This is a genomic window from Mesorhizobium sp. M1403 (genome assembly GCF_040317695.1).
Classification (GTDB): domain Bacteria; phylum Pseudomonadota; class Alphaproteobacteria; order Rhizobiales; family Rhizobiaceae; genus Mesorhizobium.
The window spans coordinates 333,130-354,699 of sequence record NZ_JAMYKY010000003.1 but is presented as its reverse complement, the minus strand read 5'-3'; the positions used below and the strand labels follow the sequence as shown (position 1 = coordinate 354,699).

The 21,570-nt window shown below is 62.2% G+C and carries 21 protein-coding genes and 1 pseudogene; 13 read left to right on the top strand and 9 right to left on the bottom strand.

Features of this window, described 5'->3' with window-relative positions:
* Positions 1 to 254: 254 nt before the first annotated feature.
* From NKH01_RS09305 to NKH01_RS09295, 3 genes and pseudogenes are all read right to left on the bottom strand, one after another.
* On the bottom strand, positions 255 to 992 hold the full coding sequence (locus NKH01_RS09305) for a 4'-phosphopantetheinyl transferase family protein (protein WP_353019998.1): 738 nt from the start codon (positions 990 to 992) through the stop codon (positions 255 to 257).
* A 257-nt stretch (positions 993 to 1,249) separates the two neighbouring features.
* A pseudogene (locus tag NKH01_RS09300) lies at positions 1,250 to 1,824 on the bottom strand (ROK family protein).
* A gap of 117 nt (positions 1,825 to 1,941) precedes the next feature.
* A complete protein-coding gene (locus NKH01_RS09295; protein ID WP_023720297.1) occupies positions 1,942 to 2,295 on the bottom strand; it encodes a winged helix-turn-helix transcriptional regulator in 354 nt (117 codons plus the stop codon).
* Between the two features lie 120 nt (positions 2,296 to 2,415).
* Here NKH01_RS09295 and NKH01_RS09290 point away from each other — a divergent pair, with 120 nt between their 5' ends.
* Both NKH01_RS09290 and NKH01_RS09285 read left to right on the top strand, forming a co-directional pair.
* Positions 2,416 to 3,852, top strand: coding sequence for an MFS transporter (locus NKH01_RS09290; RefSeq protein WP_352494764.1), 1,437 nt, complete (start codon positions 2,416 to 2,418; stop codon positions 3,850 to 3,852).
* A gap of 353 nt (positions 3,853 to 4,205) precedes the next feature.
* Entirely contained in the window at positions 4,206 to 4,538 is a 333-nt protein-coding gene (locus NKH01_RS09285; RefSeq protein ID WP_352482021.1) for an antibiotic biosynthesis monooxygenase family protein, read from the top strand.
* A gap of 213 nt (positions 4,539 to 4,751) precedes the next feature.
* Here the strand turns inward: NKH01_RS09285 and NKH01_RS09280 are convergent, their stop codons facing one another.
* Positions 4,752 to 5,630, bottom strand: coding sequence for an NAD(P)-dependent oxidoreductase (locus NKH01_RS09280; RefSeq protein WP_353019996.1), 879 nt, complete (start codon positions 5,628 to 5,630; stop codon positions 4,752 to 4,754).
* A gap of 139 nt (positions 5,631 to 5,769) precedes the next feature.
* On the opposite strand from NKH01_RS09280, the gene NKH01_RS09275 reads away from it, so the two are divergent.
* Positions 5,770 to 6,690, top strand: a complete 921-nt coding sequence (locus NKH01_RS09275; RefSeq protein ID WP_352858846.1) for a LysR substrate-binding domain-containing protein — start codon at positions 5,770 to 5,772, stop codon at positions 6,688 to 6,690.
* 294 nt (positions 6,691 to 6,984) lie between these two features.
* Here the strand turns inward: NKH01_RS09275 and NKH01_RS09270 are convergent, their stop codons facing one another.
* A complete protein-coding gene (locus NKH01_RS09270; protein WP_353019995.1) occupies positions 6,985 to 8,181 on the bottom strand; it encodes an ROK family transcriptional regulator in 1,197 nt (398 codons plus the stop codon).
* A 143-nt stretch (positions 8,182 to 8,324) separates the two neighbouring features.
* Here NKH01_RS09270 and NKH01_RS09265 point away from each other — a divergent pair, with 143 nt between their 5' ends.
* The 9 genes from NKH01_RS09265 to NKH01_RS09225 all read left to right on the top strand — a co-directional run bounded on the left by NKH01_RS09265 (position 8,325) and on the right by NKH01_RS09225 (position 17,176).
* Positions 8,325 to 9,590: an ABC transporter substrate-binding protein gene (locus NKH01_RS09265; RefSeq protein ID WP_353019993.1), complete on the top strand. Its 1,266-nt coding sequence runs from the start codon at positions 8,325 to 8,327 to the stop codon at positions 9,588 to 9,590.
* Between the two features lie 57 nt (positions 9,591 to 9,647).
* On the top strand, positions 9,648 to 10,586 hold the full coding sequence (locus tag NKH01_RS09260; RefSeq protein ID WP_352482018.1) for a carbohydrate ABC transporter permease: 939 nt from the start codon (positions 9,648 to 9,650) through the stop codon (positions 10,584 to 10,586).
* Positions 10,579 to 11,511, top strand: coding sequence for a carbohydrate ABC transporter permease (locus NKH01_RS09255; RefSeq protein WP_023720289.1), 933 nt, complete (start codon positions 10,579 to 10,581; stop codon positions 11,509 to 11,511). Before NKH01_RS09260 ends, NKH01_RS09255 begins: the two co-directional genes overlap by 8 nt.
* Positions 11,512 to 11,521: 10 nt before the next feature.
* Entirely contained in the window at positions 11,522 to 12,619 is a 1,098-nt protein-coding gene (locus tag NKH01_RS09250) for an ABC transporter ATP-binding protein (protein WP_023720288.1), read from the top strand.
* A 4-nt stretch (positions 12,620 to 12,623) separates the two neighbouring features.
* The gene (locus tag NKH01_RS09245) at positions 12,624 to 13,397 is read left to right on the top strand and encodes an SDR family NAD(P)-dependent oxidoreductase (RefSeq protein WP_023720287.1); all 774 of its coding nucleotides are present in this window, start codon (positions 12,624 to 12,626) and stop codon (positions 13,395 to 13,397) included.
* Between the two features lie 37 nt (positions 13,398 to 13,434).
* Complete coding sequence (locus NKH01_RS09240; protein ID WP_352640242.1) at positions 13,435 to 14,436, top strand: sugar phosphate isomerase/epimerase family protein; 1,002 nt, start codon at positions 13,435 to 13,437, stop codon at positions 14,434 to 14,436.
* Entirely contained in the window at positions 14,433 to 15,245 is an 813-nt protein-coding gene (locus NKH01_RS09235; RefSeq protein ID WP_023720285.1) for an SDR family NAD(P)-dependent oxidoreductase, read from the top strand. Before NKH01_RS09240 ends, NKH01_RS09235 begins: the two co-directional genes overlap by 4 nt.
* A gap of 223 nt (positions 15,246 to 15,468) precedes the next feature.
* Positions 15,469 to 16,713: a flavin-containing monooxygenase gene (locus NKH01_RS09230; RefSeq protein WP_352482017.1), complete on the top strand. Its 1,245-nt coding sequence runs from the start codon at positions 15,469 to 15,471 to the stop codon at positions 16,711 to 16,713.
* A gap of 40 nt (positions 16,714 to 16,753) precedes the next feature.
* Positions 16,754 to 17,176: a substrate-binding domain-containing protein gene (locus NKH01_RS09225; RefSeq protein WP_353020016.1), complete on the top strand. Its 423-nt coding sequence runs from the start codon at positions 16,754 to 16,756 to the stop codon at positions 17,174 to 17,176.
* Positions 17,177 to 17,188: 12 nt separating this feature from the next.
* On the opposite strand, the gene NKH01_RS09220 is transcribed toward NKH01_RS09225, so the two are convergent.
* Positions 17,189 to 17,629: a DUF2267 domain-containing protein gene (locus NKH01_RS09220; RefSeq protein ID WP_353019992.1), complete on the bottom strand. Its 441-nt coding sequence runs from the start codon at positions 17,627 to 17,629 to the stop codon at positions 17,189 to 17,191.
* A 500-nt stretch (positions 17,630 to 18,129) separates the two neighbouring features.
* Between NKH01_RS09220 and NKH01_RS09215 the strand changes: the two genes are divergently transcribed.
* Complete coding sequence (locus tag NKH01_RS09215) at positions 18,130 to 18,504, top strand: VOC family protein (protein ID WP_353019991.1); 375 nt, start codon at positions 18,130 to 18,132, stop codon at positions 18,502 to 18,504.
* Positions 18,505 to 18,580: 76 nt separating this feature from the next.
* Here NKH01_RS09215 and NKH01_RS09210 read toward each other — a convergent pair whose 3' ends face one another.
* Genes NKH01_RS09210 through NKH01_RS09200 form a run of 3 tightly spaced genes read right to left on the bottom strand, consistent with a single transcriptional unit; the run spans position 18,581 to position 21,563 of the window.
* Complete coding sequence (locus NKH01_RS09210) at positions 18,581 to 19,777, bottom strand: glycoside hydrolase family 172 protein (protein WP_353019990.1); 1,197 nt, start codon at positions 19,775 to 19,777, stop codon at positions 18,581 to 18,583.
* A 24-nt stretch (positions 19,778 to 19,801) separates the two neighbouring features.
* Positions 19,802 to 20,644 (bottom strand): carbohydrate ABC transporter permease, encoded by an 843-nt coding sequence (locus NKH01_RS09205; RefSeq protein WP_352482011.1) that lies wholly within the window; start codon positions 20,642 to 20,644, stop codon positions 19,802 to 19,804.
* Positions 20,637 to 21,563: a carbohydrate ABC transporter permease gene (locus NKH01_RS09200; protein WP_031194369.1), complete on the bottom strand. Its 927-nt coding sequence runs from the start codon at positions 21,561 to 21,563 to the stop codon at positions 20,637 to 20,639. The genes NKH01_RS09205 and NKH01_RS09200 overlap by 8 nt, the downstream gene beginning before the upstream one ends.
* Positions 21,564 to 21,570: the final 7 nt, after the last annotated feature.

The window sequence follows — 21,570 nt, the reverse complement described above, 5'->3', positions numbered from 1 at the left end:
TATACACCGTGGATTGCCCAACCCCCGGCGCATTTAAGTCACGGCGTATTTAAGTGCATGTCCCAACGGAAGGTCCAAGAGCAAAATTCACCAGCCTAGCATTTTTGTCGCAAAATGTGTCATTTAAGCCGATCTGACTACTTTTTAGGCTAATTTGACTAGTTATTAAGCCGATCTGATTGCTTTTGAAGAGGACCCGTCCGCTCGATCCTCGTCGCCAACAACAGGGGTCACCGAGATCCGGTTCCCGAGCGTCAAGGCAATCCCAAGTCGAAATCGAAGCGGCGTGCGACGGCCTGAGGACCGCGTGCACTCCAGGCGACAGCGGCCACGTGGTGCCCGCTTGGGCGGAACTCAATGAGCCTGAGGGGTTCAACCAATTCCAGCGGCGGCGAGAGGATATAGGCTTCGCCGCTCCCGTCCCTCCCTATCTCGAGTCCCTCTCCGGAGAGGCCGACGCCGACAGCCTTGAGCGCGGCTTCGCGACAAGTCCAAAGCCGGCAGAACATGAGGCGGCGGGCCTCTGGCGCCAGCGACTCAAGTTGTGCGATCTCGCCAGGCGCGAACAGAGAACGGGCAATGGACATCTCCCCGCTCCTCGAGGCGACGCGTTCGACATCCACGCCGACTTGCCCGGCGGCAGCCACGGCCACGAGGGCAAGCTCCCCCGAATGCGAAAGATTGAAGGAGAGGCGCCCGTCAGCAAGGAACGGCTTTCCCTGCGGGGTCTGCCGCAGATCGAGCTCTCCCGGCGCCCGACCGGTGTAAATGGACAGCACCCCGCGTAAGCCGGCATGAGCTGCCAGATGGCGCCGCTGATCCTGCTCGAAAACAAACCGGCCGCTCCTGGTCAATTCAGCTGGATTGAGCACGGCCAGGTCCGACTGCGAAAGGGGAGCATCGAGGGCGACCCGCCACACATGGACGTCGATCCCGAGAGCCGGCACCACCCGCCCACCACCGTGCGGCAAGACAACTCCGCTCTGCTTCATCTTGCAGTTTTCTCGGCCGGGCGAGGGGTGGGGCTTGGCCTGCTGCAGCAATATGGCATTGACAACCGCTCCCAAGCTTGCCCGTTAACACCATAAACGCACGCGACCCTTATAACACCTCTCGGCACGCTCATCATCAGCCACGCTCTAACGCGCCAGAGTGAACCAGTCCAACGGCCGGAGGGACTTGGCCGTGTTGCGGGTGCGCACCGATGTGAAACAACGAGTCTCAAAGCACCGATCGATGCGTAGCCATATCATCGCAGTCGGCTGTTGTGGCGCAGCACGAGGCCGACCGCGCCGAGCAATGCATCGTTCTCCGTGTGCTTGCCAACGATTATCCGCGTGCGCAGCGCGGGCGCCACATCGCGGGACTTGATGAGCGTGTGGCGTTCATATGACGCGATCAGTGGCGCCAGGAGAATGTCGCCCGCCAAGGCCATGCGGCCGCCGATGATAATGAGCGGCGGATTGAGCACCGAACCGATCAAGCCGAGCCCACGTCCGGCGAACTCGGCGGTGTCCTCGATCATCCGCAGCGCCCTTACGTCGCCCTGCTCGGCCATCATGATCACGTCGTCCATCGTGACCGGCCGCCGCACGATGCGCGAAATCTGCTCGAGCGGCCGGGCAAAGCTGGCATAGAGCTCCAGGCATCCGCGATTGCCGCACCGGCAAAGGTCACCGCCGGGATCGATGCTGATGTGCCCGAATTCGCCGGCGCCGCCGGCGATGCCGCTCACCAGCCGGCCGTGCTGGACAATGGCCCGCCGACGCCCAGATCGACCTTGAGGAGCACGAAGTCGTCTTGGCCGACGGCCGCACCCCACATCAACTCCGCAATGGCCGAGCAGTTGCTCTCATTTTCGGCGAAGATCGGCTGTTCGAGGGTCGGCCCAAACAAGGTCGGAACGATACTCGCGCACAGCACACCGCCGCACCTAAGGCGCTACGCCTTGACCAGCGACATTGGTCGATCCCGTGTCAGTCGATCCGAATGCTTGAGACCCCAGTGCGCAAGCGGAGCAAGAGCGTCGTCCAGCTCCAGACCCAGGTCAGTCAACGAGTATGCGACGCGAGGCGGAACCTCCCCAAAATCGTGTCGGTCAAGGAGTCCGTCCGCCACCATCTCTCGCAAATGCTGGATGAGCATCTTCTCGCTCATGTCGGGAATAAGGCGACGCAACTCGCCAAACCGCCGCGGCTGCTTCCGGCAAAGCCAGAGGATCGTGCCTTTCCACTTGCCGCTGATCACAAGGAATGCCGGCCCCAGGCCGCAGGCTTCAGGTAAGTTCGTTGCCATCACATCGCTCCGATAGGGTACCTACAAAATAGTAGGTACTTGCCAAACCGGCGGTAAGTCAATCACCTTGCGCCTCCCTCGTGGCGTTATCGCGCCGCAGGCAAGCAAAAGGACTTTCCCATGGATATCCCATCCAAGAATTTTTCCGCCGCACCCGATCCACGACGCTGGATTGCATTGGCGGTACTTTGCGTAGCCTTCTTTATGGTTTGCCTTGACGGACAGATCGTCCTCCTCGCCTTACCCTCGATCGAGGCACAACTCGGTTTCACCCCATCCGCGGTGCAGTGGGTGATGAGCGCCTACATGCTGGCTCTGGGCGGGCTTCTTCTTCTCGGGGGTCGAGTATCGGATCTGTTGGGTCGGCGGCGCCTGTTCATGGCGAGCACAGCTGCTTTCCTTGTCGCCTCGCTGGCGTGCGGGCTTTCGGGCAATCCAGGATTTCTCATCGGTGCCCGGGTTGTTCAAGGAATTGCCGCTGCCGTATTGACCCCCAGCGCCCTATCGATCCTCATGACAACCTTCGAGGGAAATGAACGGAATCGAGCCCTGGGGCTATGGTCCGCGATGGGAGCCGGCGGGGCCACCGCCGCGCTGCTGGTGGGTGGACCGCTTGCCGATTGGCTCGGTTGGCGCTGGGTGTTCTTCATTAATGTCCCCATCTGCGCCATGATCCTGGGGCTCAGCCCGTTCACGCTGCGCGAGAGCCGTGCTATCGGCAGCCGCGGTGGCTTCGATCTCGGCGGCGCCGTGACGATTACCGCGGCGCTCGTGGCATTCGTACTGGCGATCACCGAGGTTCCCAGCGTTGGCTGGGCCCATCCGCAAACCCTGGGCCTGTTGGGTGCAACGCTCGGACTGCTCGGCGCATTCGTGCTGATCGAAAGGCGGGTGAATAACCCGCTTGTTCCCCTTGCCATCTTTCGGTCTCGCTCATTTGTCGGCGGGAACCTGACCATGCTCTTCGCCGGGGCGCTCGTATTCGGCATGGCACTTTTGGTGTCGCTTTATGCCCAGAAGGTCCTGGGTTACTCGCCGCTTGTCGTTGGCCTTGGCACGATGATCTATGCAATCCTGTCGATCGTCTCCTCAACACTGACGGGTAAATGGATCGGCCGGGCCGGGGCGCGTGCGATTGCCGTGATCGCCATGCTCTTGATGGGCGCTGGGTGCGCACTCTTCACCTTCATTGTTCCCGAAGGCACCTACCTCGCGCATCTGCTTCCGGGCTTGATCGCCTTCGGGCCTGGTATCGGAATGGCTGCCGTTGCCGGTTCCGTTGCAGCTCTCTCGAAGGTCAAGGAAGCCGACGCAGGCCTCGCGTCCGGGATAAACAGCGCGATGTTCCAGATTGGCGCTGCTCTGGGGGTAGCCATCACCGCCACCGTCGCCGTCTCGATGACGGGGACGTCGGATACCCCCGCAGCACTGACCGCAGGGTATGCGGCGGGCTTTTGGGCCTGTGTGATCATCGCCGCCACCGGTGCAACGCTTGCGCTGCTCCTTCTTTCGCGGGACAGAACGCCGGCCCCTGCGCCGGTGCACGTCGGGGTATGAGGAATTGGGGAGCCGCCGTCGCGGCTCCCCAACCAGGTGCGCAAAAGCGAGGCGGCACAGCCTGCGACGGGCCATATGGGTTGCATCATACAAGTCAATATGTAGGCTGTGCCGATGCTTAGACGCGTCTACGAAACCAGAACTGCTCAGCAGCGCGCGCCCCGGCCCGATCGAGTTCCGCGACGCCTTGGGCCGATAGCGAATCGAGTTGTAGTTGCGCCGCGTCGACGACGATACGCTGGCTGACGTCGCCGACGTGGTTGCCCAGCCTGGCTCAGCGCGGCCAGAGTTGTGCATTAGATATTTGAGGTCCACATGCCGCTGCTTGGCGGCGACGCATCGAGGAGAGCAAGATGGTTATTCGTCAATGGCGCGCTCGCGCCGCGGCGTCCAATCCGCACGGTTATCCCAACCACTTCAGAACCAGTGTCCTTCCGGCATTGCTCCAGACGGCCGGATTTCTCGGAGCGCAGTTGAGCGTGCGCAAAGTTGATGCCGAAATCGAATTTCAGGTGCAGACCCGGTGGCAATCGATGGAGGCCATCGGCAGATTTGCCGGGTCAGATGTTGAAAAGGCGGTCGTCGAACCGGGCGCTGTCGCCGAGCTGCTCTCCTTCGATCCGCGTGTATGCCACTACGACGTCATTGAGGACGCAGGGAAGTCGTCCGGGTCAAGCGGAGCCTGACCGAGTGTTCCAGCCATCATCCCGTGCAAACTCGAATTCCAGCCGACCGCCGGGAGTGTATCCCGCATCGCCGCGCGAGGAGAGGATGACGAACCGCTTGCCGGCGGGCAGCGAACCCCGAAGCTGGGTTCATTTTGGACGCTGGTGCACCGCCTCCCCGGGAGGCCGAGAATGTCGGCAGCGGCGAGGGATATGGCGCCATCCACGACGGCTTCACCCGCCTTTCCCGCTCTTTCGCCGGATCAGCTCGAAAACACCTGAAATATCCTCATCTCCGAATCCGCCTCCCACCCGTTTGCGGAACAGGTCCAGCATGGGGTCGAGCAGATCGGTGGCGACGCCCTGCTCCCGGGTAGCTGTGAGGATGTTGTCCAGTGAGGCGGCCTGCATCCCGAGGTTCGACACCACATTCACGCCATGCCTGCCGCTGTCGATCTTCTCCGCATATCCCGGCAGCTCGCCCATCATCGCGGTCATCCATGGGCCAAGGAGCTTGAGGAAAGCGCCCGCGCCAATGCCTTCGGAATCTACGAGCGCGGTAGCGTGGAAGAAGCCGGCGAAAAGGCCATACATGCCGCTAAGAAGGGCCAAGTCGTGCAGCGATGCCAGCCCGGCATCCCCGCCGAGATAGTTCGCGGCGCCAAGCGCCTCGAGCGTTCGGGCGTGCGCATCGAAGGCCGCTTTGGAGCCGCTGTAGAGGATAAGCGCATGTTCGCCGCCGATCATCGGAGGCGTCGCCATGATGCCGCCGTCGAGATAGGCGGCGCCCAGCTTGGCAATCCGCTCGGCCGTGGCGCGCGCCTGTGCCGGCGTGCCGTTGGTGAGATTGACCAGCGAACGCCCGGAGAGCGCCGATGCCGCATCATCGATCACCGAATCCGACGCGGCATAGTCCAGCACGCACATCACGGTGACGTCACTTGCGGCGGTCGCGTCGGCGGCGGACTTCACCTCGCGCGCGCCTTTGGCAACCAGTGATGCGGCCTTGCCCGGCGTGCGGTTCCAGACCGTGACCGTGTGGCCCTGCGAAAGAAATCGGGCGGTCAGCGCCTGCCCCATGGCCCCGAGGCCGAGGATCGAGATATTGGCCATGTACGTGCGTCCTTCTACGTTCCGAATTGCAGCCCCGCCCCACGGCGGCGGCTACAAAGAGATGCAATATTGGACGCAGAAGCAGTAGTGGGTTATCTGTAGACCTATCGTCCACATTTAGGAACGATGAGAGCTCCGGATGCTGAATCTCAACGACCTCCTCGTTTTCGTTCAAGTAGTTGATCATGGCGGCTTCGCTGCGGCGGGGCGTGCCCTGGGCATCCCCAAGTCCACTCTCAGCAAGCGGCTCTCCGAGCTGGAAAAGGCGATTGGCGTGCGTCTGGTCCAGCGGACCTCGCGCAGCTTCACCGTGACCGAGATCGGCCGAGATTTTCATCGTCATGCCGCCGCCATGCTGATCGAAGCGGAGGCGGCCGAGCATGTGATCAAGGGTCGCCTTGCGGAACCGAGCGGAACGGTGCGGATCACGGCATCGCTGCCGATCGCCCAGTTCCGTCTAGCGCCGATCCTCCCGCGTCTCGCAGCGAGCTATCCGAAGGTCCGCATCATGCTCGACGTCTCCGACAGGTTCGTGGACATCGTGCAGGAAGGTTTCGACATCGCCATCCGCAACCACTTCGCCCCGTTGCCGGATACCGAACTCGTGCAACGTCGCATCGATTACGACCCCGCCTGGCTCGTCGCCTCGCTCGACTATATTCGGAAGAACGGCATGCCTTCTCGACCCGAGGAAGCGAACGGGCTCGATGGGATTATGGCATCGTCGTCGGAGAGGGTCTGGACGCTTCACGATGGGCAAGGCGTCGTTGCGGAGGTCACGCCATCTCCGCGCTATATCGCCAACGAAACCGTCTCCTTGCGGGAAGCCGCGAGGGCCGGGCTCGGCGTGGCTTGCCTGGCGGGCAGCTTCTGTGCGCCGCTGATCGAGTCCGGCGCGCTTGTCCGCATCTTACCGGACTGGACAGCGCGTGGCGTGGCGACGACTCTGCTGATGCCGCATCGTCGCGGGCAGCTCCCCTCCGTTAGGGTCGTTGCCGACCATCTGATCGCTGAACTCTCGCAACGGCCACAAGGTGCAGACCCAATCAATGCAGACTGATAGTCCTTGGGCGGGTACGTTGGAATCCTGGGCCGATCGCTGGGGCGTCGTGGGCGCCGAAGTGTGATGTCCGCTTACGTGCGACCAGACCCCAAATGTCGCAAAATGAGGGCCGAGCCGTCATCGCCTCAAAGGATTCGAACTCAATCAGTCGCCGCCCCTGCTAGGCTGGCGTGCTCTGGCCGGCGCGTGCGCCGTAGGCGGCGGCAAATGGCGGTGTTTGGTGCACCCGAAGGGATTCGAACCCATGACCTCTGCCTTCGTACGGCAAGGTTTACCTGGAACGTAGCCATATCATCGCAGTCGGCTGTTGTGGCGCAGCACGAGGCCGACCGCGCCGAGCAATGCATCGTTCTCCGTGTGCTTGCCAACGATTATCCGCGTGCGCAGCGCGGGCGCCACATCGCGGGACTTGATGAGCGTGTGGCGTTCATATGACGCGATCAGTGGCGCCAGGAGAATGTCGCCCGCCAAGGCCATGCGGCCGCCGATGATAATGAGCGGCGGATTGAGCACCGAACCGATCAAGCCGAGCCCACGTCCGGCGAACTCGGCGGTGTCCTCGATCATCCGCAGCGCCCTTACGTCGCCCTGCTCGGCCATCATGATCACGTCGTCCATCGTGACCGGCCGCCGCACGATGCGCGAAATCTGCTCGAGCGGCCGGGCAAAGCTGGCATAGAGCTCCAGGCATCCGCGATTGCCGCACCGGCAAAGGTCACCGCTGGGATCGATGCTGATATGCCCGAATTCGCCGGCGCCGCCGGCGATGCCGCTTACCAGCCGGCCATGCTGGACAATGGCCCCGCCGACCCCCAGATCGACCTTGAACAGCACGAAATCGTCCTGGCCGACGGCAGCCCCCCACATCAGCTCCGCAATGGCCGAGCAGTTGCTCTCATTGTCGGCGAAGATCGGCTGTTCGAGGACCGGCCCGAACACATCGCGGATGTTGACCCCGGCCCAGGTCGGAACGATACTCGCGCGCAGCACCACTCCTTCGCGGCTGACTGGGCCCGAGACGGAGACCCCAACCCCCAGGAGCCCCGCCATCGGCAGACCGTTCTCTTCATAGCATCGGGCAATTACTGACTTGGCGAGCTGGGCCGCCTGCTGCGGCTGGTAGTCCAGGCCCATGGGGATAGTTTGTTCGACAATGAAAGAATGCGAGACGTCGGCGACGACGCATCGCATTTCGTCGAGGCCCAGATGGATGCCGACGCAGGTGCCCGCAGCGGGATTGAGCGTCAATGCCGTGGCAGGCCTGCCGATACCCCTGGCCGCGTCATGATGGGCCGAGGATTCGATCACCATCCCCGATTTTCTCAAACCATTGAGCGCGGTTGAAACCGTCGACCGCGCCAAACCGGTAATGCGGGTAATTTGCGACGCAGAAAGCACGCCGCGCTCACGCAGGCATCGGACGATCAGGCTCTCCGGCGACGCGGACGGCCTGTCGATCAGCCAATTTCTAAGCGAAGGTTTGTTCATGATGAGCACAAAGGACGTTGACTGATAGCCCAAATATGTCATCTTGGAAAGAACGGAGATTACTGCATCTCACCGGCCACGACCTCAAATCGCGGGCCACAAGCGGTCGATACGAACCGTGCATCACCTATGGGAGTGAAACGATGAAATATCTGAGGACGGCCTTTGCGGCCGCTACCGCCTTCACCTTGCTTACCGGAGCAGCACTCGCGGAGCCCAAGACCAACCTCTTGCACCAATGGGCGACCGGATCGGACGCCCAGGCTATCGCCAAGCTCGGCGAGATGTTTACCGCCAAGGGCGGCGCCTGGCAGCAGACCTCGATCGCAGGCCATACAGCCAACACATTGGCCAAACTGCGTGCCGATGTGATCGCCGGCAACGCACCTCCCGCTGTGCAGCTCAAAGGCCCCGAGATCGCCGAATGGAACGAGACGGGCATGACAGCCAATCTCGACGACCTGGCGAAGGCGGAAAATTGGGAGAAGGTCGTGGCTCCCGAATTGCTGCCGGTGATGAAGCCGACCGGGAATTGGGTGGCGGCGCCGATGAACATCCACCGCATCAACTGGCTTTGGGCATCGCCAAAGCTCATGAAGGATGCGGGCGTCACCGAGATGCCGAAGACATGGGCGGAATTCAACGCCGCCTGCGACAAGATCGTGGCCAGCGGCAAGATCTGCATTTCGCACTCGACCGCCGACTGGACCGACTCGACGGTTTTCGAAGTTGTCGTGTACGGTCAGGACCTCGATCTCTACAAGAAAGCTTTCGTCGAGGGCGACGTCGATGCCATGCGCAGCGACGGCATGGTCAAGGCCTTCGAGCAGTTCCGCACCATGACCTCGAAGTACATGGACCCCGGCATGAATGGGCGTGACTGGGATACCATGTCGCACCTGGTCGGCCGCGGCGAGGCCGCCTTCCATATCATGGGCGACTGGACGATCGGCCTGCTGACGGCTGGCGGCTTCAAGGAGGGCACCGACTATGTCTGCGCCCAGGCACCGACCGATTGGGGCAAGCCTGGCTTCATCCTGAATTCAGACTCAGTCGTGTTCTTCAAGCAGAAGGACCCGGACTATATCGAGGGGCAGAAGCTGCTTGCCAGCATCATCCTGTCGCCCGAGTTCCAGACCATTTTCAATCAGACCAAAGGATCCATCCCGGCCCGCCTCGACGTCGATCTTTCGAACGGCTTCAATCCCTGCCAGCAACTCTCGCAAAAGGATCTGCAAGCCTCGATCTCCGCCGGCACGCTCGTGCGTTCGATGGCGCACAACATGACTGTGCCGCAAAAGGTCCGCGGCGCGATCATGGACAGCATCACCGAGTTTGTAGCAACGCCGGACATGAGTGCGCAGGACGCGGCCAATGCGATGGCGGATGCGGCCGAAGCGCAGAAGTGACGCTGCCGATGATGGCCGGGGGCGAAGCGCCCGGCCAGACCTCGCCGGAGCAGCCCGATGTCCACCCATGACCTGATTGTACCGGCCGCAGCCGCCACGACCCGTCCGTGGCGCGAGCGCCTTGGCACGATGGTGCCCATTCTGGTGCTGGCGCCGTCGATAGCGGCGAGCTTCGTCTATGTTTTCGTCTTCACGCTCTGGACGCTCTACATCTCGCTGTCCAATTCGTCGCTGTTGCCGACCTATGGGTTCGTCGGCCTCGACAATTACGCTTCGCTCTGGGCAAACCGGCGCTGGAACATCGCCTATACGAATCTCTTCCTGTTCAGCGGCTTCTATATCGTTGGCTCGATGGCGGTTGGCCTGCTGCTCGCGATCGCGATCGACCAGCGCGTCCGCGGCGAGGCGGTTTGGCGCACTATCTTCCTCTATCCGTTGGCGGTGTCCTTCATCGTCACCGGTACGGTGTGGAGCTGGCTCTATAACCCTGTCGACGGTATCCAGGCCTTCGTTCGCGGGCTTGGCTGGACCGACTTCAGCTTCGCCCTGACGGCCAACCGCAACACGGCGATCTATGCGGTGATCATAACCGGTATCTGGCAGTCGTCCGGCTTCGCGATGGCACTTTTCCTGGCCGGTCTGCGGTCGGTCGATCCGGATCTCGTCAAAGCCGCGCAAATCGACGGCGCGTCGGTTTTCCGGACCTATCGCAGGGTCATCCTGCCCACCATCGCCCCGATATTCCTGGCGGTGGCGGTCATTCAGATACAATTCGCCATCAAGACCTTCGACCTGGTGGCGGCGTTGACGCGGGGTGGGCCAGGCGTGTCCACCACCTTCCCCGCCATCTATGTCTACGACCTGATGTTCCAGCGCGGGCAAATCGGCGAGGGTGCCGCCGCGGCGATGATGATGCTCGCGGCAGTCGCGGTGGTGCTGGTGCCGTACTCGTTGTGGATCGTCTGGCGCCGGCGGGCGGAGGGCCGCAATGGCTGAAATTGCCCCCAATGCCAGCTTTGACCCGGCCCGCCCCAATCCGACCGGCTTTGATCCGGAAGCTGCCGCAGCCACGCGCCGGCATTTCTGGAGCCGCTTCCTTGTTTATGCCGTGCTGGCGCTTTTCGCGATGGTCTATCTCGTGCCGTTGCTGGTGGTGATCTTCAACTCATTGCGCGAGCAGTCGGAGATTGCCCGCAACGGCCTCATCTCCGTACCTCGCAGCTTCCGGTTCGATGCGTGGGCGCAGGCCTGGGGATCCTACTGTGTCAGCGGTACCTGCGAGGGCATGAAGCGCAATTTCTTCAACTCGCTGGCGATGACGATCCCCGCCACAATCATCTCGACCATTCTCGGCGCCATGAACGGCTACATCCTCTCCAAATGGCGCTTCAGGGGTTCCGAACTGATCTTCAATCTGATGCTGCTCGGCGTATTCATGCCCGGCCAGATTTCGCTGATGCCGTGGGCGTTCCTGCTCGGCAAGCTCGGCCTGACCAATTCCACATATGGGCTGGTGTTGATCCACGTCGTCCAGGGCATCTCGTTCACCACCCTGTTCTGCCGCAATTTCTACGTCAGCATACCGGACGACCTTATCAAGGCGGCGCGCATTGACGGCGCCGGCTTCTGGCGAATCTTCCGCAAGATCATCCTGCCCCTGTCGCCGCCCATTCTGATTGTCACCGTCATCTGGCAGTTCACCGGCATCTGGAACGAGTATCTGTTCGGCGTCGTCTTCACGTCGGGCCAGCAGCAGCCGATTACGGCGGCGTTGGTCGCGCTCACGGCCGGCGGCACGACCGCACGTGCTTACGATGTGATGAGCGCAGCCGTGCTGATCGGCGCGTTGCCACCGCTGCTGATCTATCTGTTCGGTGGCAAATACTTCGTGCGCGGCCTCACGCAGGGCGCCATCAAATGAGGCGTCGCCCATGTCCGCGTTGATGATCCGCAACCTTCACAAGAGCTACGGCTCGCTCGAGATTCTTTCCGGCATCAATCTCGAGGCTAAGACCGGAGAATTCGTCGCGCTTGTCGGTCCGTCGGGTTGCGGCAAGTCAACCTTGCTCGCCATGATTGCCGGCCTGGAAACCGTCACGTCGGGAGAGATTTGGATCGGCGACCGGCTGGTGAACTCGGTGCAACCCAAGGACCGCGACATTGCGATGGTGTTCCAGTCATACGCCCTCTATCCCACGATGACGGTGCGCCAGAACATCACCTTCGGCATGGAAAGCCGCGGCGTGCCCAAAGCGGTGCAAGCGGAAGCTGTCCAGCGCGTTGCCGCACTCCTGCAGATCGAACAGCTGCTTAAACGCAAGCCTGGCCAGCTCTCGGGCGGCCAGCGGCAGCGCGTTGCGATGGGGCGTGCCCTCGTCCGCGACCCGAAGCTGTTTTTGTTCGACGAGCCCCTGTCCAATCTCGACGCCAAGCTGCGCGTCGACATGCGTACCGAAATCAAGAAGCTCCACCATCGCGTCGGCAAGACCACGGTGTATGTCACCCACGATCAGGTCGAGGCGATGACGCTTGCATCCCGCATTGCGGTGATGAACCAGGGCTCGGTACAGCAGTTCGACACGCCGAAGCGGATCTACGACCGGCCGACAAACATGTTCGTTGCCGGTTTCATGGGATCGCCGGCGATGAATTTCATCCCGGCGCGGCTTACCGGCTCGACCAGCATCTCGGTACGCGCCGCTGACGGCAGCGACGCCAGCCTTGCCCTTGCTGCGCCGATGCCCGCCGGTGCGCCAAAGGACGTCGTGCTCGGTATCCGGCCGGAACACATCTACCGTTTCACGACCGACCTGAAGTCGCGCAAACCTGCTGTGGCGTCCATGCAGGCGCCGGTCGAGCTGGTCGAGCCGACCGGGGCCGAGACGCTTGCCGTGCTCAGGCTGGGTGACCTGGAGATCACCGGCCGCTTCGAGCCGGACGACGCTCCCGTCATGGGCGAGACGATAACGCTCGGCATCGATATGTCGCGCGCCTGCCTGTTCGATCCAACAACCAAGGCGCTTCTGTAATTTGATGTCCGTACAATTCGCAACCTATCCGAGCTTGGCCGATCGGGTCGTGCTGATCTCCGGCGGCGCCTCCGGCATCGGCGCCGATATGGTCCGCGCCTTCGCCTCGAATGGCGCCCGGGTAGCCTTTCTCGATGTGCAGGACGAACCAGCGGAGGCGTTGCTGCGCGAGCTCGGCGGTGCCGCCGGGCGGGCTCCCTTATATCTCCATTGCGACGTGACCGACGTCGATGCGTTAAAGGCGTCGGTAGAAGGCGTGCGCGCGCGGCTTGGTCCGGTCGCCGTCCTGGTGAATAACGCTGCCAATGATCAGCGCCATCCCATCGACGCAGTGACGGCCGAATATTGGGACCGCAGCTTCGACATCAATCTCCGGCATCACTTCTTCGCCGCTCAAGCTGTGCATCCGCATATGCAGGAACTCGGCTTCGGCTCGATCATAAACTTCTCCTCCATTGCCTGGCGTTTCGGAGCGGACCAGATGGTGGCCTACGCCACCGCCAAAGGGGCTGTGGTGGCGCTGACGCGTGCGTTGGCGCGGTCGTTCGGACCCGACAACATCCGCGTCAATGCAGTCGAACCCGGCGCCGTCATGACCGAGCGGCAGCGCGAGCTGTGGTTCAAGACGCAGGAGGCAGTCGACCAGACGGTGCAGCGGCAATTGATCCGTCGCGTCCTCCTGGGCGAGGAGATTGCGCGGACCGTGCTCTTCCTGGCAGCGGATGACAGCCGCATGATCACGAAGCAGTCCATCACCGTCGATGCCGGCCTGCGCTAGTGACCCCTCTCCGCCCTCCATTGGAACCGCCAAGCTGATGCTTCGTCTCGGCCTCAACCCCTACGGACTGACCTACTATCTCGGACTGCAGGGCCGTGGCACGCCGCGGCACAATCCGGACGGCGTGGGACTGGAAGGCTTCATCGCGCTGGCGCAGGAACTGGGCGCACGCACGCTCGAGATCTACGAACCCTGGTTGACCGACTTGCCGGATGCCGAAATCGTCGCGCTGCGCAAGCGTATGAGTGCGCTCGATATTGTCCCCGTGGTGAGCGGCGGGCTGCTGGTGGCAGGTCCGCTGGACAACGCATTTCGGGCTGCGCGCCTGCTCGAGGCGACGACGATCCGTATCGCACTGACGCCTGTCCTGTGCGGCGACCGCAACGCCTGGGGCCGGAAATGGAGTGAGTTCAATACGACGATCCGCGCTGCGTTGACAGATTGGGGACCGCGTGCGGCGGCCGAGGGCCGGGTACTCGGCATCGAGAACCATCAGGACTTCGGCAGCGACGAACTGGTCGCGTTCTGCGAGCTCGGCGGACCGGGCGTCGGCATCACCTACGACACCGGCAACACTTTTCCTGTCGGCGAGGCGCCGCTTGCCTTCACGCAGCGGATCGCACCCTATGTCCGCCACGTTCACCTCAAGGACTATCGCGTGCAGTTCACGGATGAGGGCTACCGTCTGGTCCGCTGCGCGATCGGCGACGGCGCCGTGCCTTTTGGCGAACTGGCAGCCATCCTTGGCGAGCACCACGACACGCTGACGGCGGTGCTCGAACCGGGCGCGCTGGAGGCCCGTCACGTTCGCTGTCTCACGGACGACTGGTGGAACGGATATGCGCCGAAGACCGCACGCGAGTTCGCGGCCTGCCTGAGTGCTGCGCGCGCGAACCGTCTTGCGGACGACGCCGACTACCGCACGCCATGGGAGCGCGACGATGACGGCGCGCTCGTTTCGTATGAGCTCGACATGATCCGCCGCAGCGCCGCCAATATGAAGAAGTTCGGTTTCATTGCAATGGAGAGATCAGCATGACCACCCGAGACCTCAGCGGCCTGACCGCCTTCGTCACCGGCTCGGGACGCGGCCTCGGCCGCGTGATGGCCGACCGCTTGGCCGAACTTGGCGCAAACGTCGCGGTCCACGACCTCGATTGGGCCCGGCCATCTCAATATGGTGAATTCGCGGACCTCGGCGACTCTGCCCGGGGCTTGGAGAAGCATGGGACACGGGTGACCGCGGTCACCGGCAATATAGGCGACAAGCAAGCTGTCGCCGAAATGAAGAGGAAGATCGAGGCGGACCTCGGCGACGTGCACATTCTGGTCAACTGCGCCGGCGGCGACATCGGCGCCAAGGGCGTAAAGCCCAGTCCCAACAACGCACTCGACATCGACTACGACGACATCAAGGTTCTAACCGAGAACAATCTCATCGGCACGATGTTGGTTTGCCAGGCGTTCGTTCCGCCGATGGTCAAGCGGGGCTCGGGCTCGGTGATCAACATCGCCTCGGCGGCAGCGCATATCGGCTGCTCACCCGAGGTGGTCTACTCAACGCTTAAGGCGGCCGTCGTCCATTATACGCGCTGCCTCGCCAAGGAATTGATCGACGATGGCGTACGCGTCAATGCGGTAAGCCCTGGCGCCACCAAGACGGCACGGTTCCAGGCGAGTCGCGTGGTCGATCCGCAGCGCATGGATTCGAGCAAGAAATCGCTGAACCGGTATGCGGAGCCTGAAGAGATCGCCGAAGCGGTGGCCTTCCTCGCCGGTCCGCGCGCGCGCTTCATCAACGGGCAGGTAATCCGTGTCGATGGCGGTTTCACAATCTTTCCAGGTTAAGCCGCAACCATTGCCGGTTTCGGATGAGTATTTGATCGTGCCGTGACCCGATAAAACTGTTATCGTGCCCTCGCGTCGGGGGCGAAACCATGCAGATCGAGGGGATGGGTTCGGGCAGCATCGGCCGCTGTTTGGCGGTTGTCCGTTGGCAGAGGCGTTACGCTGATGGCGCCAGTGCCGCCTCACAGCGCTGCAACGGCGCTAGCCTCCGGATCCGCGGCAAATGACGGATAATGCCAACGTCCTTGATGCAGTAGTAGTCGGGGCCGGCTGGGCCGGTCTGGGCGTCAGCTATTCGCTGGCACGGCAAGGCTTGCGCCATGCCGTATTGGAGCGCGGCCGCATCGGAGAGACCTGGCGCACCCAGCGGTGGGATTCCTTCCGGATGAATACGCCCAACGTGCAGACCGTCATGCCCGGCGACTGCTATGACGGTTCAGATCCGTTCGGTGCCCTGACGCGCAACCAGTTCGTCGCCCTGCTTGAGGATTTCGCCAGGCGAAACGAATTGCCGGTCGAACCGGACACTGTGGTGACCGAGCTCGCCGGCGGGCACGAGAATGGCGGCTATCGGCTGATCACCTCGCGCGGAACACTTTTGGCACGCAACGTGGTGATCGCCAGCGGCAACTTGAATTGTCCGGTGCGCCCAGTTTGGGCCGCTGCGTTGCCGCCGGGCCTGCGCCAGATCGATGCTTCTGATTATCGCAGCGCCGCTGATCTCCCGGCTGGAGCGGTGCTGGTGGTCGGAAGCGGCCAGTCCGGTGCCCAGATCGCGGAAGAACTGGCGGAAGCAGGCCGAACAGTCTTCCTTGCCACCAGCCGGGTCGGGCGGCTCTCGCGGCACTACCGAGGTCGCGACATCATGCTCTGGCTCGTCGAAAGCGGATTTCTCGACGTGCGTCGAGACGAGATCATTCGACTTGCGGGGCGCATTCCACCTCGTGGTCTGCTTGGGGTAGAACACACGATAAGCCTGCAAGGGCTCGGCGCCCAAGGTGTCGTGCTGCTGGGGCGGTTCGCAGGCGTCGAAGATGACGGCCGTCTGTCATTCGCCGACGATCTCGAAGAGCATGTTCGTTTTGCGGATGAGGCCTCCGCCAACGTCAAACGCTATATCGACGAATACATCAGCCGCTCCGGAATCGATGCCCCCGTTTCGGAACCCGACCCAGCGGAGACTGTCGCAGCGCAGCTGCCGAATCCGGCTGTCCGTTCTCTTGATGCTGCCGAGTCCGGCATCACGACCGTGGTGTGGTGCACCGGATTCAAGGGCGATTTCAGTTGGGTGAGGCTTTCCGGTCTGCTCGACCCGGAAGGACAGCCTGTTCACGAGGATGGCGTGGCCGCCCTGCCAGGCATCTACTTCGCCGGGTTGGATTTCGCCTCCACGCGCAAATCAGGCATAATATTGGCGATTGCCGAGGAGGCCCATCGCCTTGCGGAACACATCGTGCGGCGTTCGTGACGACCTGGACACCGTCGGCAGGTTTCTAAACCCCCAAGCGGTGGACGGAAGCCGTCACGCCCCCTATCACAGCTTCCTGCAAGCACGCGGCCTTCCGCTGCGAGATGACCTTGTGATCGGCGGTGCAGAGGCGCGCAAGGCTGCGTTTGCCAATGTCACGGCGCTGGCCGCCCGCATGGACCGGCCGACCGCGCTTTTCGTCGAATCCGATCTTGCCGCCGTGACCGCCCTGCACGCATTCGAGGAGGCCGGGCTCTCCGTGCCGGGCGACATAGCGGTCATCGGGTGTGGCAATATCGACGAGGGCGAATTCAGTCATACGGCATTGACGACGATCGGTCCTGAAACGGCCCACTACGACCATTTTGCCGATCATCTGATCTCATTGATTTCGGCAACACCGGGCGCAATACCTACCCTTTTCAGCGTTTCGTGGCAGTTGGTCCGTCGCACGTCCGCATGAGCAGGATCGCCGCTATTTGACGCCCACGCTTTCAGGCCAGAGCGCCTGGATTTCCTTTGGCAGCGCATCTCGCACCTTTGCCGACTGGCCAAGGTCGATATGCCGTGCAAGCACGCGAAATACCGAGCGTACTGCATCCTCGGGATCGACAGGACGGGTCGATTTCAATTCCTCGGCGATGTGTTGCAGGAACTCCTCGAGCGAGCGTGTCTTATCGAGCATGTCGGCGGGCCGATAGTGATCATAGTAGGCGCCCCGCACGAGCAGCGGCAGTTCCGCTCCCAATTTGGCCGCCAGTCCGATCTGTAGCCTGTCCCGCAGGGTTCGCAGAACGGCGCCCAATGTGTGCCAGGCGACGTGGCGATCCGGACCAAGATCCGCCATGATCTCGTCGAGCCAGATGTTTGTTAGTTGCAGCGTTTTGTCAAAAACGTCCAAGCCGGTTGTGCTCATCGTCGCCTCCTCGAAAGGTTCTGCGGGCGAAACGGCAACCGGAGACAATTGTTTCGTGGTCCTGTGAAAATAGCCTGGCAAAGCGATGGTAGCCGGTTTCGGTCGGAGGGCCTCTTTGCGTCAGGTCTGCTCTTGGCGCTTCGGCTTCGCTGCCGACGAGCTTCGCCAGCTTCGGTGAGCGCCGTCTCGAGGCGCGCAGCTCTTCGAACGTCAACGGCGCGCGCAACCTTCCCATGGTCGTATCCGGCCATCTGCGTTCCGATCATGAAAGCCGTCTCTGCTGATCCGAAATGCGTCTTTGTCCCGCCTAACTGGGCTTGCGCTCATCGTTCCGAACGCCTCGCCGTCTCAGCTGGCAATGGGACCGGTCCTCACGTTGCCCGAACCCGGATATCTCTTGACTGACTGAGCGGCCCGCGCCGACAATGGCATTGGGAAGATGGCGGATGTCGTCCACGGTGTTCGGCACCACTTGCCGATCAAGCTGCGAAAGGCCTGTCATGGATTGGAAGCTGGAACTGGTCCCGGTCCCCGTATCGGATGTCGATAGAGCAATCGCCTTTTATGTCGGCAAGGTCGGCTTTCATCTCGATCACGACCACACCGTAAGCGACGAGATACGTTTCGTGCAATTGACGCCGCCCGGTTCGGCCTGTTCGATTGCCATGGGCAAGGGCCTCGTCGACGACAGCCCCCCGGGATCCATAAGGGGCCTGCAACTGGTCGTGCCCGATATCGATGAGGCGCACCGGTACCTGGCCGCTCAAGGCATCGAGGTCAGCGATATCAAGGATTTTCCCTGGGGCAGATTTGTCTTCTTTGAGGATCCCGACGGCAACACCTGGTCTGTCCAGCAACTTCCACCTCGCAGCTGAGGCGGCGCGCTACGGCAGGGTCGCGCCCCGACGCAGATAGCGCGGGATGCACGCTTCAACTCGAACGCATCCCGGCCTAACGCCTCTTCTCGTCGAAGGCGGCGTTCCAATTGTGATAAGGCGCGCGAAAGGTGGGGATGCGGTTCTCGACATCGGCAAGCTCTTCGAACGGCTTGTGCGGTTCCGCCTGATACCAGAAAGCGACCGACGAGATGTCGTCAGAGCGGCGATTGGCGTGACCGTGCTCGATGGTCACCCGGATGCGTTTGTGAAAGATGACCGGGTCTTCTATGTGCCAGCGATAGAGCGTAACCGGCTCGGTCCAGTTCGGCCCGCCGGCGGCGATGATGCCGTGATAGGACGCACTGTAGTCCTGTGTCGGGCACCATGCCGTATTGAAATAATCTTCCGTGCCGGTGCCGTGCAGCGTCGGCGGCCATGCGTCGTTGGCGCCGGGGCTGGTCTCGCCACGATCGCCGACCAGTTCGGCCTTCGGGCCGATACGCGGATCGGGCTTGCGCACCGCATCCGGCACGGAAATGCCCGGCTCGCCATCGACGAAGATCATGTCGTCGCCCTCGCCATACCAGTCCCATAGAGGGGAACGGCGCCGCGAATAGACCGAATAGAGCAGGCCGACATAGTGGCCGTGACCCTCCGCCTCCAGGATGGTGTAGTTGCCGTTCCCGTCGGTATTTTCCCCGCCAAACAGGACCTGCTCGTTGGCCAGCCCCGTCTCGTCGATGCCATCGGGTCGCTGCTGCCTGTATTGGGCGTGGAAGCGGCCCAGGCCTTCCTCGAGTTCCTCATGCAGTTCGAGATCGACATAGTAATAGAAAAGCAGGTCGTCCTCAGCTTCATTGGTGACGGTGAAGCGCATATGGCTGGCAAACGGCATCGGAAAATAGCAGTTGAAGGCCTTGCCATCCTCTGGACTTGCCTGCACCGGCAGGCTGGCAAAATTGCGGGTGCGGGCATGGCCCATGCCGAAGAAATCGCCGATCGGTGTTTCGATGCTCGGATGTTCTTCACCATCCCAATAGGCGCGCAATACGATCTTGCGCAGGAAGTCCTCGCTCTTGCCGGCGAGCGTCGCCCAGATATGCGTGATGATGCCGGCACCATAATGCTCGGCAATCACCAGCGTCTGGCCAGGTTCAATATGCAGCCGGTCGTCATTGCCGCCGGTGCGGTCGTAGCTTGAGAACCGGCGGGTTTTGGCGTCGCGCAATTTGGCGAGCCCGCGAAGCGGCGACAGGCCGGCATTATCCATGTGTTTCTCCTCTTGCTTCAGCGGTTATTTCAGGCCGCTTGTCTTGATGGATTCCATGATCTGGCGCTGGAAGATCACGAAGAGGACCAGCATCGGCACGGCGACGATGGTCGAGGCGGCCATGACATAATTCCAGGCGGCGGCGTACTGGCTCTTGAAGTTTGCGATGGCAACCTGCACCACCCAGAGGTTGAGGTCCGATGTGATCGTCAACGGCCACAGGAAAGCGTTCCAGTTGGCGAGAAAGAACAGGATCGCCAACGCCGACAGGATCGGCCGGCTGAGCGGCAGGATGATGCTCCAATAGATGCGCCAATAGCTGGCGCCATCCATGATCGCCGCTTCTTCCAGCTCCCTCGGCAGCGACAGGTAGTATTGCCTGAGCAGGAAGATGCCGAATGCGTTGAAGATCGCCGGAATGATCAGCCCGGCATAGCTGTCCAGCATGTGCAGCGTCCGCGTCAAAATGAACAGCGGCACGATGATCACCGGCAGCGACACCAGGAACGTCGAGAACATGGCGAGGAACAGGATGTCGCGGCCCGGAAAACGCAGCCGTGCGAGCGAATAGCCGGCCATCGAATGGAAGAACAGCGCAGCGACGGTCACCGTCGCCGACACGAAGAACGAGTTGAAAAGGTAGCGCAGGAACGGCACCTCGGTCAGCACATAGAGGAAATTGCCGAGCGTCGGCCGTTCCGGAATGAGGCTCGGCGTGAAGACGTCGCTCGCCGGCTTGAGCGAGATGACCAGCATCCAGACAAGCGGGAACACCGTCATCAGGCCAAGCGCCGCGGTCGCCAGCATCCAGGCAAGCCTCGCCGCTCGTATCTGCGAACGCGTGGAAGGAGTTCGGCTGTCAGTCATGCTCGAAACGTCCGCCGCGCGTCAGCAGGAAGAAGAACACCGTGACCAGCATCAGCGCCAGCACCAGCAGCGATGCCATTGCCGATGCATAGCCGAAGGCGCCGAACTGGAACGCCTGCTTGTAGATGTAGATGATCAGCACCGAGGTCGAATTGACGGGCCCGCCCTTGGTCATCACATAGATCAGGTCGAAGACCTGGCCGCCGGCGACAGCCGCGACCAGCGAGACCAGGAGGACGAAGAAGCTGGTCGGTTTGAGCAAGGGCAAGGTAATGTACCAGAAGCTTGTCACCGGCCCGGCGCCGTCGATCTTTGCGGCCTCGTAATACTCTGCCGGGATGTCCTGGAGCCCGCCGAGGAAGATCAGCATGTAAAAGCCCATCAGGAACCAGACGCTGACCAGCACCAGCGTGAACAGCGCCAGATTTGGATCGCCGAGCAGCGAAATTCCGCTGAGGCCGACGAGCGGCGCCAGCCGGCTGACGATGCCGACCTTCTCGACCAGCATGAGTTGCCAGACGAGCGCCACGACGACCAGGCTGACCATCTGCGGCGCAAAGAACATCGAGCGCATGACCGCGTTGAAGCGGTTGGTCTTCTGCACCAGAAGCGCCAGCCCCAGCCCGGCGGCGTAGAGCGCCGGCACCAGCATGACGGCATAGGCCACGGTCACCTTCACCGACGACCAGAACAGCGGATCGCTCCACATGCGCCGATAATTGCCGAGCCCGACGAATCTATAGCCGCCGAAGCCGTTGACCTCGAAAAACCCGACGGCGAGCGACAGCAGCATCGGCACGCCGACGAACACCAGCAGTCCGAGCGCATCGGGCAGGACGAACAGCCATGCGGCGTAGCGTTCCCTTTGCTTGGCGGTAAGGCCGCGAGCGGATTTGGCGCCCGCGGCCGGCGATTTCATCTCGTCT

Bases quoted from the DNA above. Each gene is read 5' to 3' on its own strand.
- NKH01_RS09265 (WP_353019993.1), top strand. From the start codon at position 8,325: ATGAAATATCTGAGGACGGCCTTTGCGGCCGCTACCGCCTTCACCTTG.
- NKH01_RS09270 (WP_353019995.1), bottom strand. From the start codon at position 8,181: ATGAACAAACCTTCGCTTAGAAATTGGCTGATCGACAGGCCGTCCGCG.
- NKH01_RS09235 (WP_023720285.1), top strand. From the start codon at position 14,433: ATGACCACCCGAGACCTCAGCGGCCTGACCGCCTTCGTCACCGGCTCG.
- NKH01_RS09255 (WP_023720289.1), top strand. From the start codon at position 10,579: ATGGCTGAAATTGCCCCCAATGCCAGCTTTGACCCGGCCCGCCCCAAT.
- NKH01_RS09290 (WP_352494764.1), top strand. From the start codon at position 2,416: ATGGATATCCCATCCAAGAATTTTTCCGCCGCACCCGATCCACGACGC.
- NKH01_RS09200 (WP_031194369.1), bottom strand. From the start codon at position 21,563: ATGAAATCGCCGGCCGCGGGCGCCAAATCCGCTCGCGGCCTTACCGCC.
- NKH01_RS09285 (WP_352482021.1), top strand. From the start codon at position 4,206: ATGGTTATTCGTCAATGGCGCGCTCGCGCCGCGGCGTCCAATCCGCAC.
- NKH01_RS09280 (WP_353019996.1), bottom strand. From the start codon at position 5,630: ATGGCCAATATCTCGATCCTCGGCCTCGGGGCCATGGGGCAGGCGCTG.
- NKH01_RS09245 (WP_023720287.1), top strand. From the start codon at position 12,624: ATGTCCGTACAATTCGCAACCTATCCGAGCTTGGCCGATCGGGTCGTG.
- NKH01_RS09220 (WP_353019992.1), bottom strand. From the start codon at position 17,629: ATGAGCACAACCGGCTTGGACGTTTTTGACAAAACGCTGCAACTAACA.
- NKH01_RS09230 (WP_352482017.1), top strand. From the start codon at position 15,469: ATGACGGATAATGCCAACGTCCTTGATGCAGTAGTAGTCGGGGCCGGC.
- NKH01_RS09210 (WP_353019990.1), bottom strand. From the start codon at position 19,777: ATGGATAATGCCGGCCTGTCGCCGCTTCGCGGGCTCGCCAAATTGCGC.
- NKH01_RS09215 (WP_353019991.1), top strand. From the start codon at position 18,130: ATGGATTGGAAGCTGGAACTGGTCCCGGTCCCCGTATCGGATGTCGAT.
- NKH01_RS09240 (WP_352640242.1), top strand. From the start codon at position 13,435: ATGCTTCGTCTCGGCCTCAACCCCTACGGACTGACCTACTATCTCGGA.
- NKH01_RS09275 (WP_352858846.1), top strand. From the start codon at position 5,770: ATGCTGAATCTCAACGACCTCCTCGTTTTCGTTCAAGTAGTTGATCAT.
- NKH01_RS09205 (WP_352482011.1), bottom strand. From the start codon at position 20,644: ATGACTGACAGCCGAACTCCTTCCACGCGTTCGCAGATACGAGCGGCG.
- NKH01_RS09260 (WP_352482018.1), top strand. From the start codon at position 9,648: ATGTCCACCCATGACCTGATTGTACCGGCCGCAGCCGCCACGACCCGT.
- NKH01_RS09295 (WP_023720297.1), bottom strand. From the start codon at position 2,295: ATGGCAACGAACTTACCTGAAGCCTGCGGCCTGGGGCCGGCATTCCTT.
- NKH01_RS09305 (WP_353019998.1), bottom strand. From the start codon at position 992: ATGAAGCAGAGCGGAGTTGTCTTGCCGCACGGTGGTGGGCGGGTGGTG.
- NKH01_RS09250 (WP_023720288.1), top strand. From the start codon at position 11,522: ATGTCCGCGTTGATGATCCGCAACCTTCACAAGAGCTACGGCTCGCTC.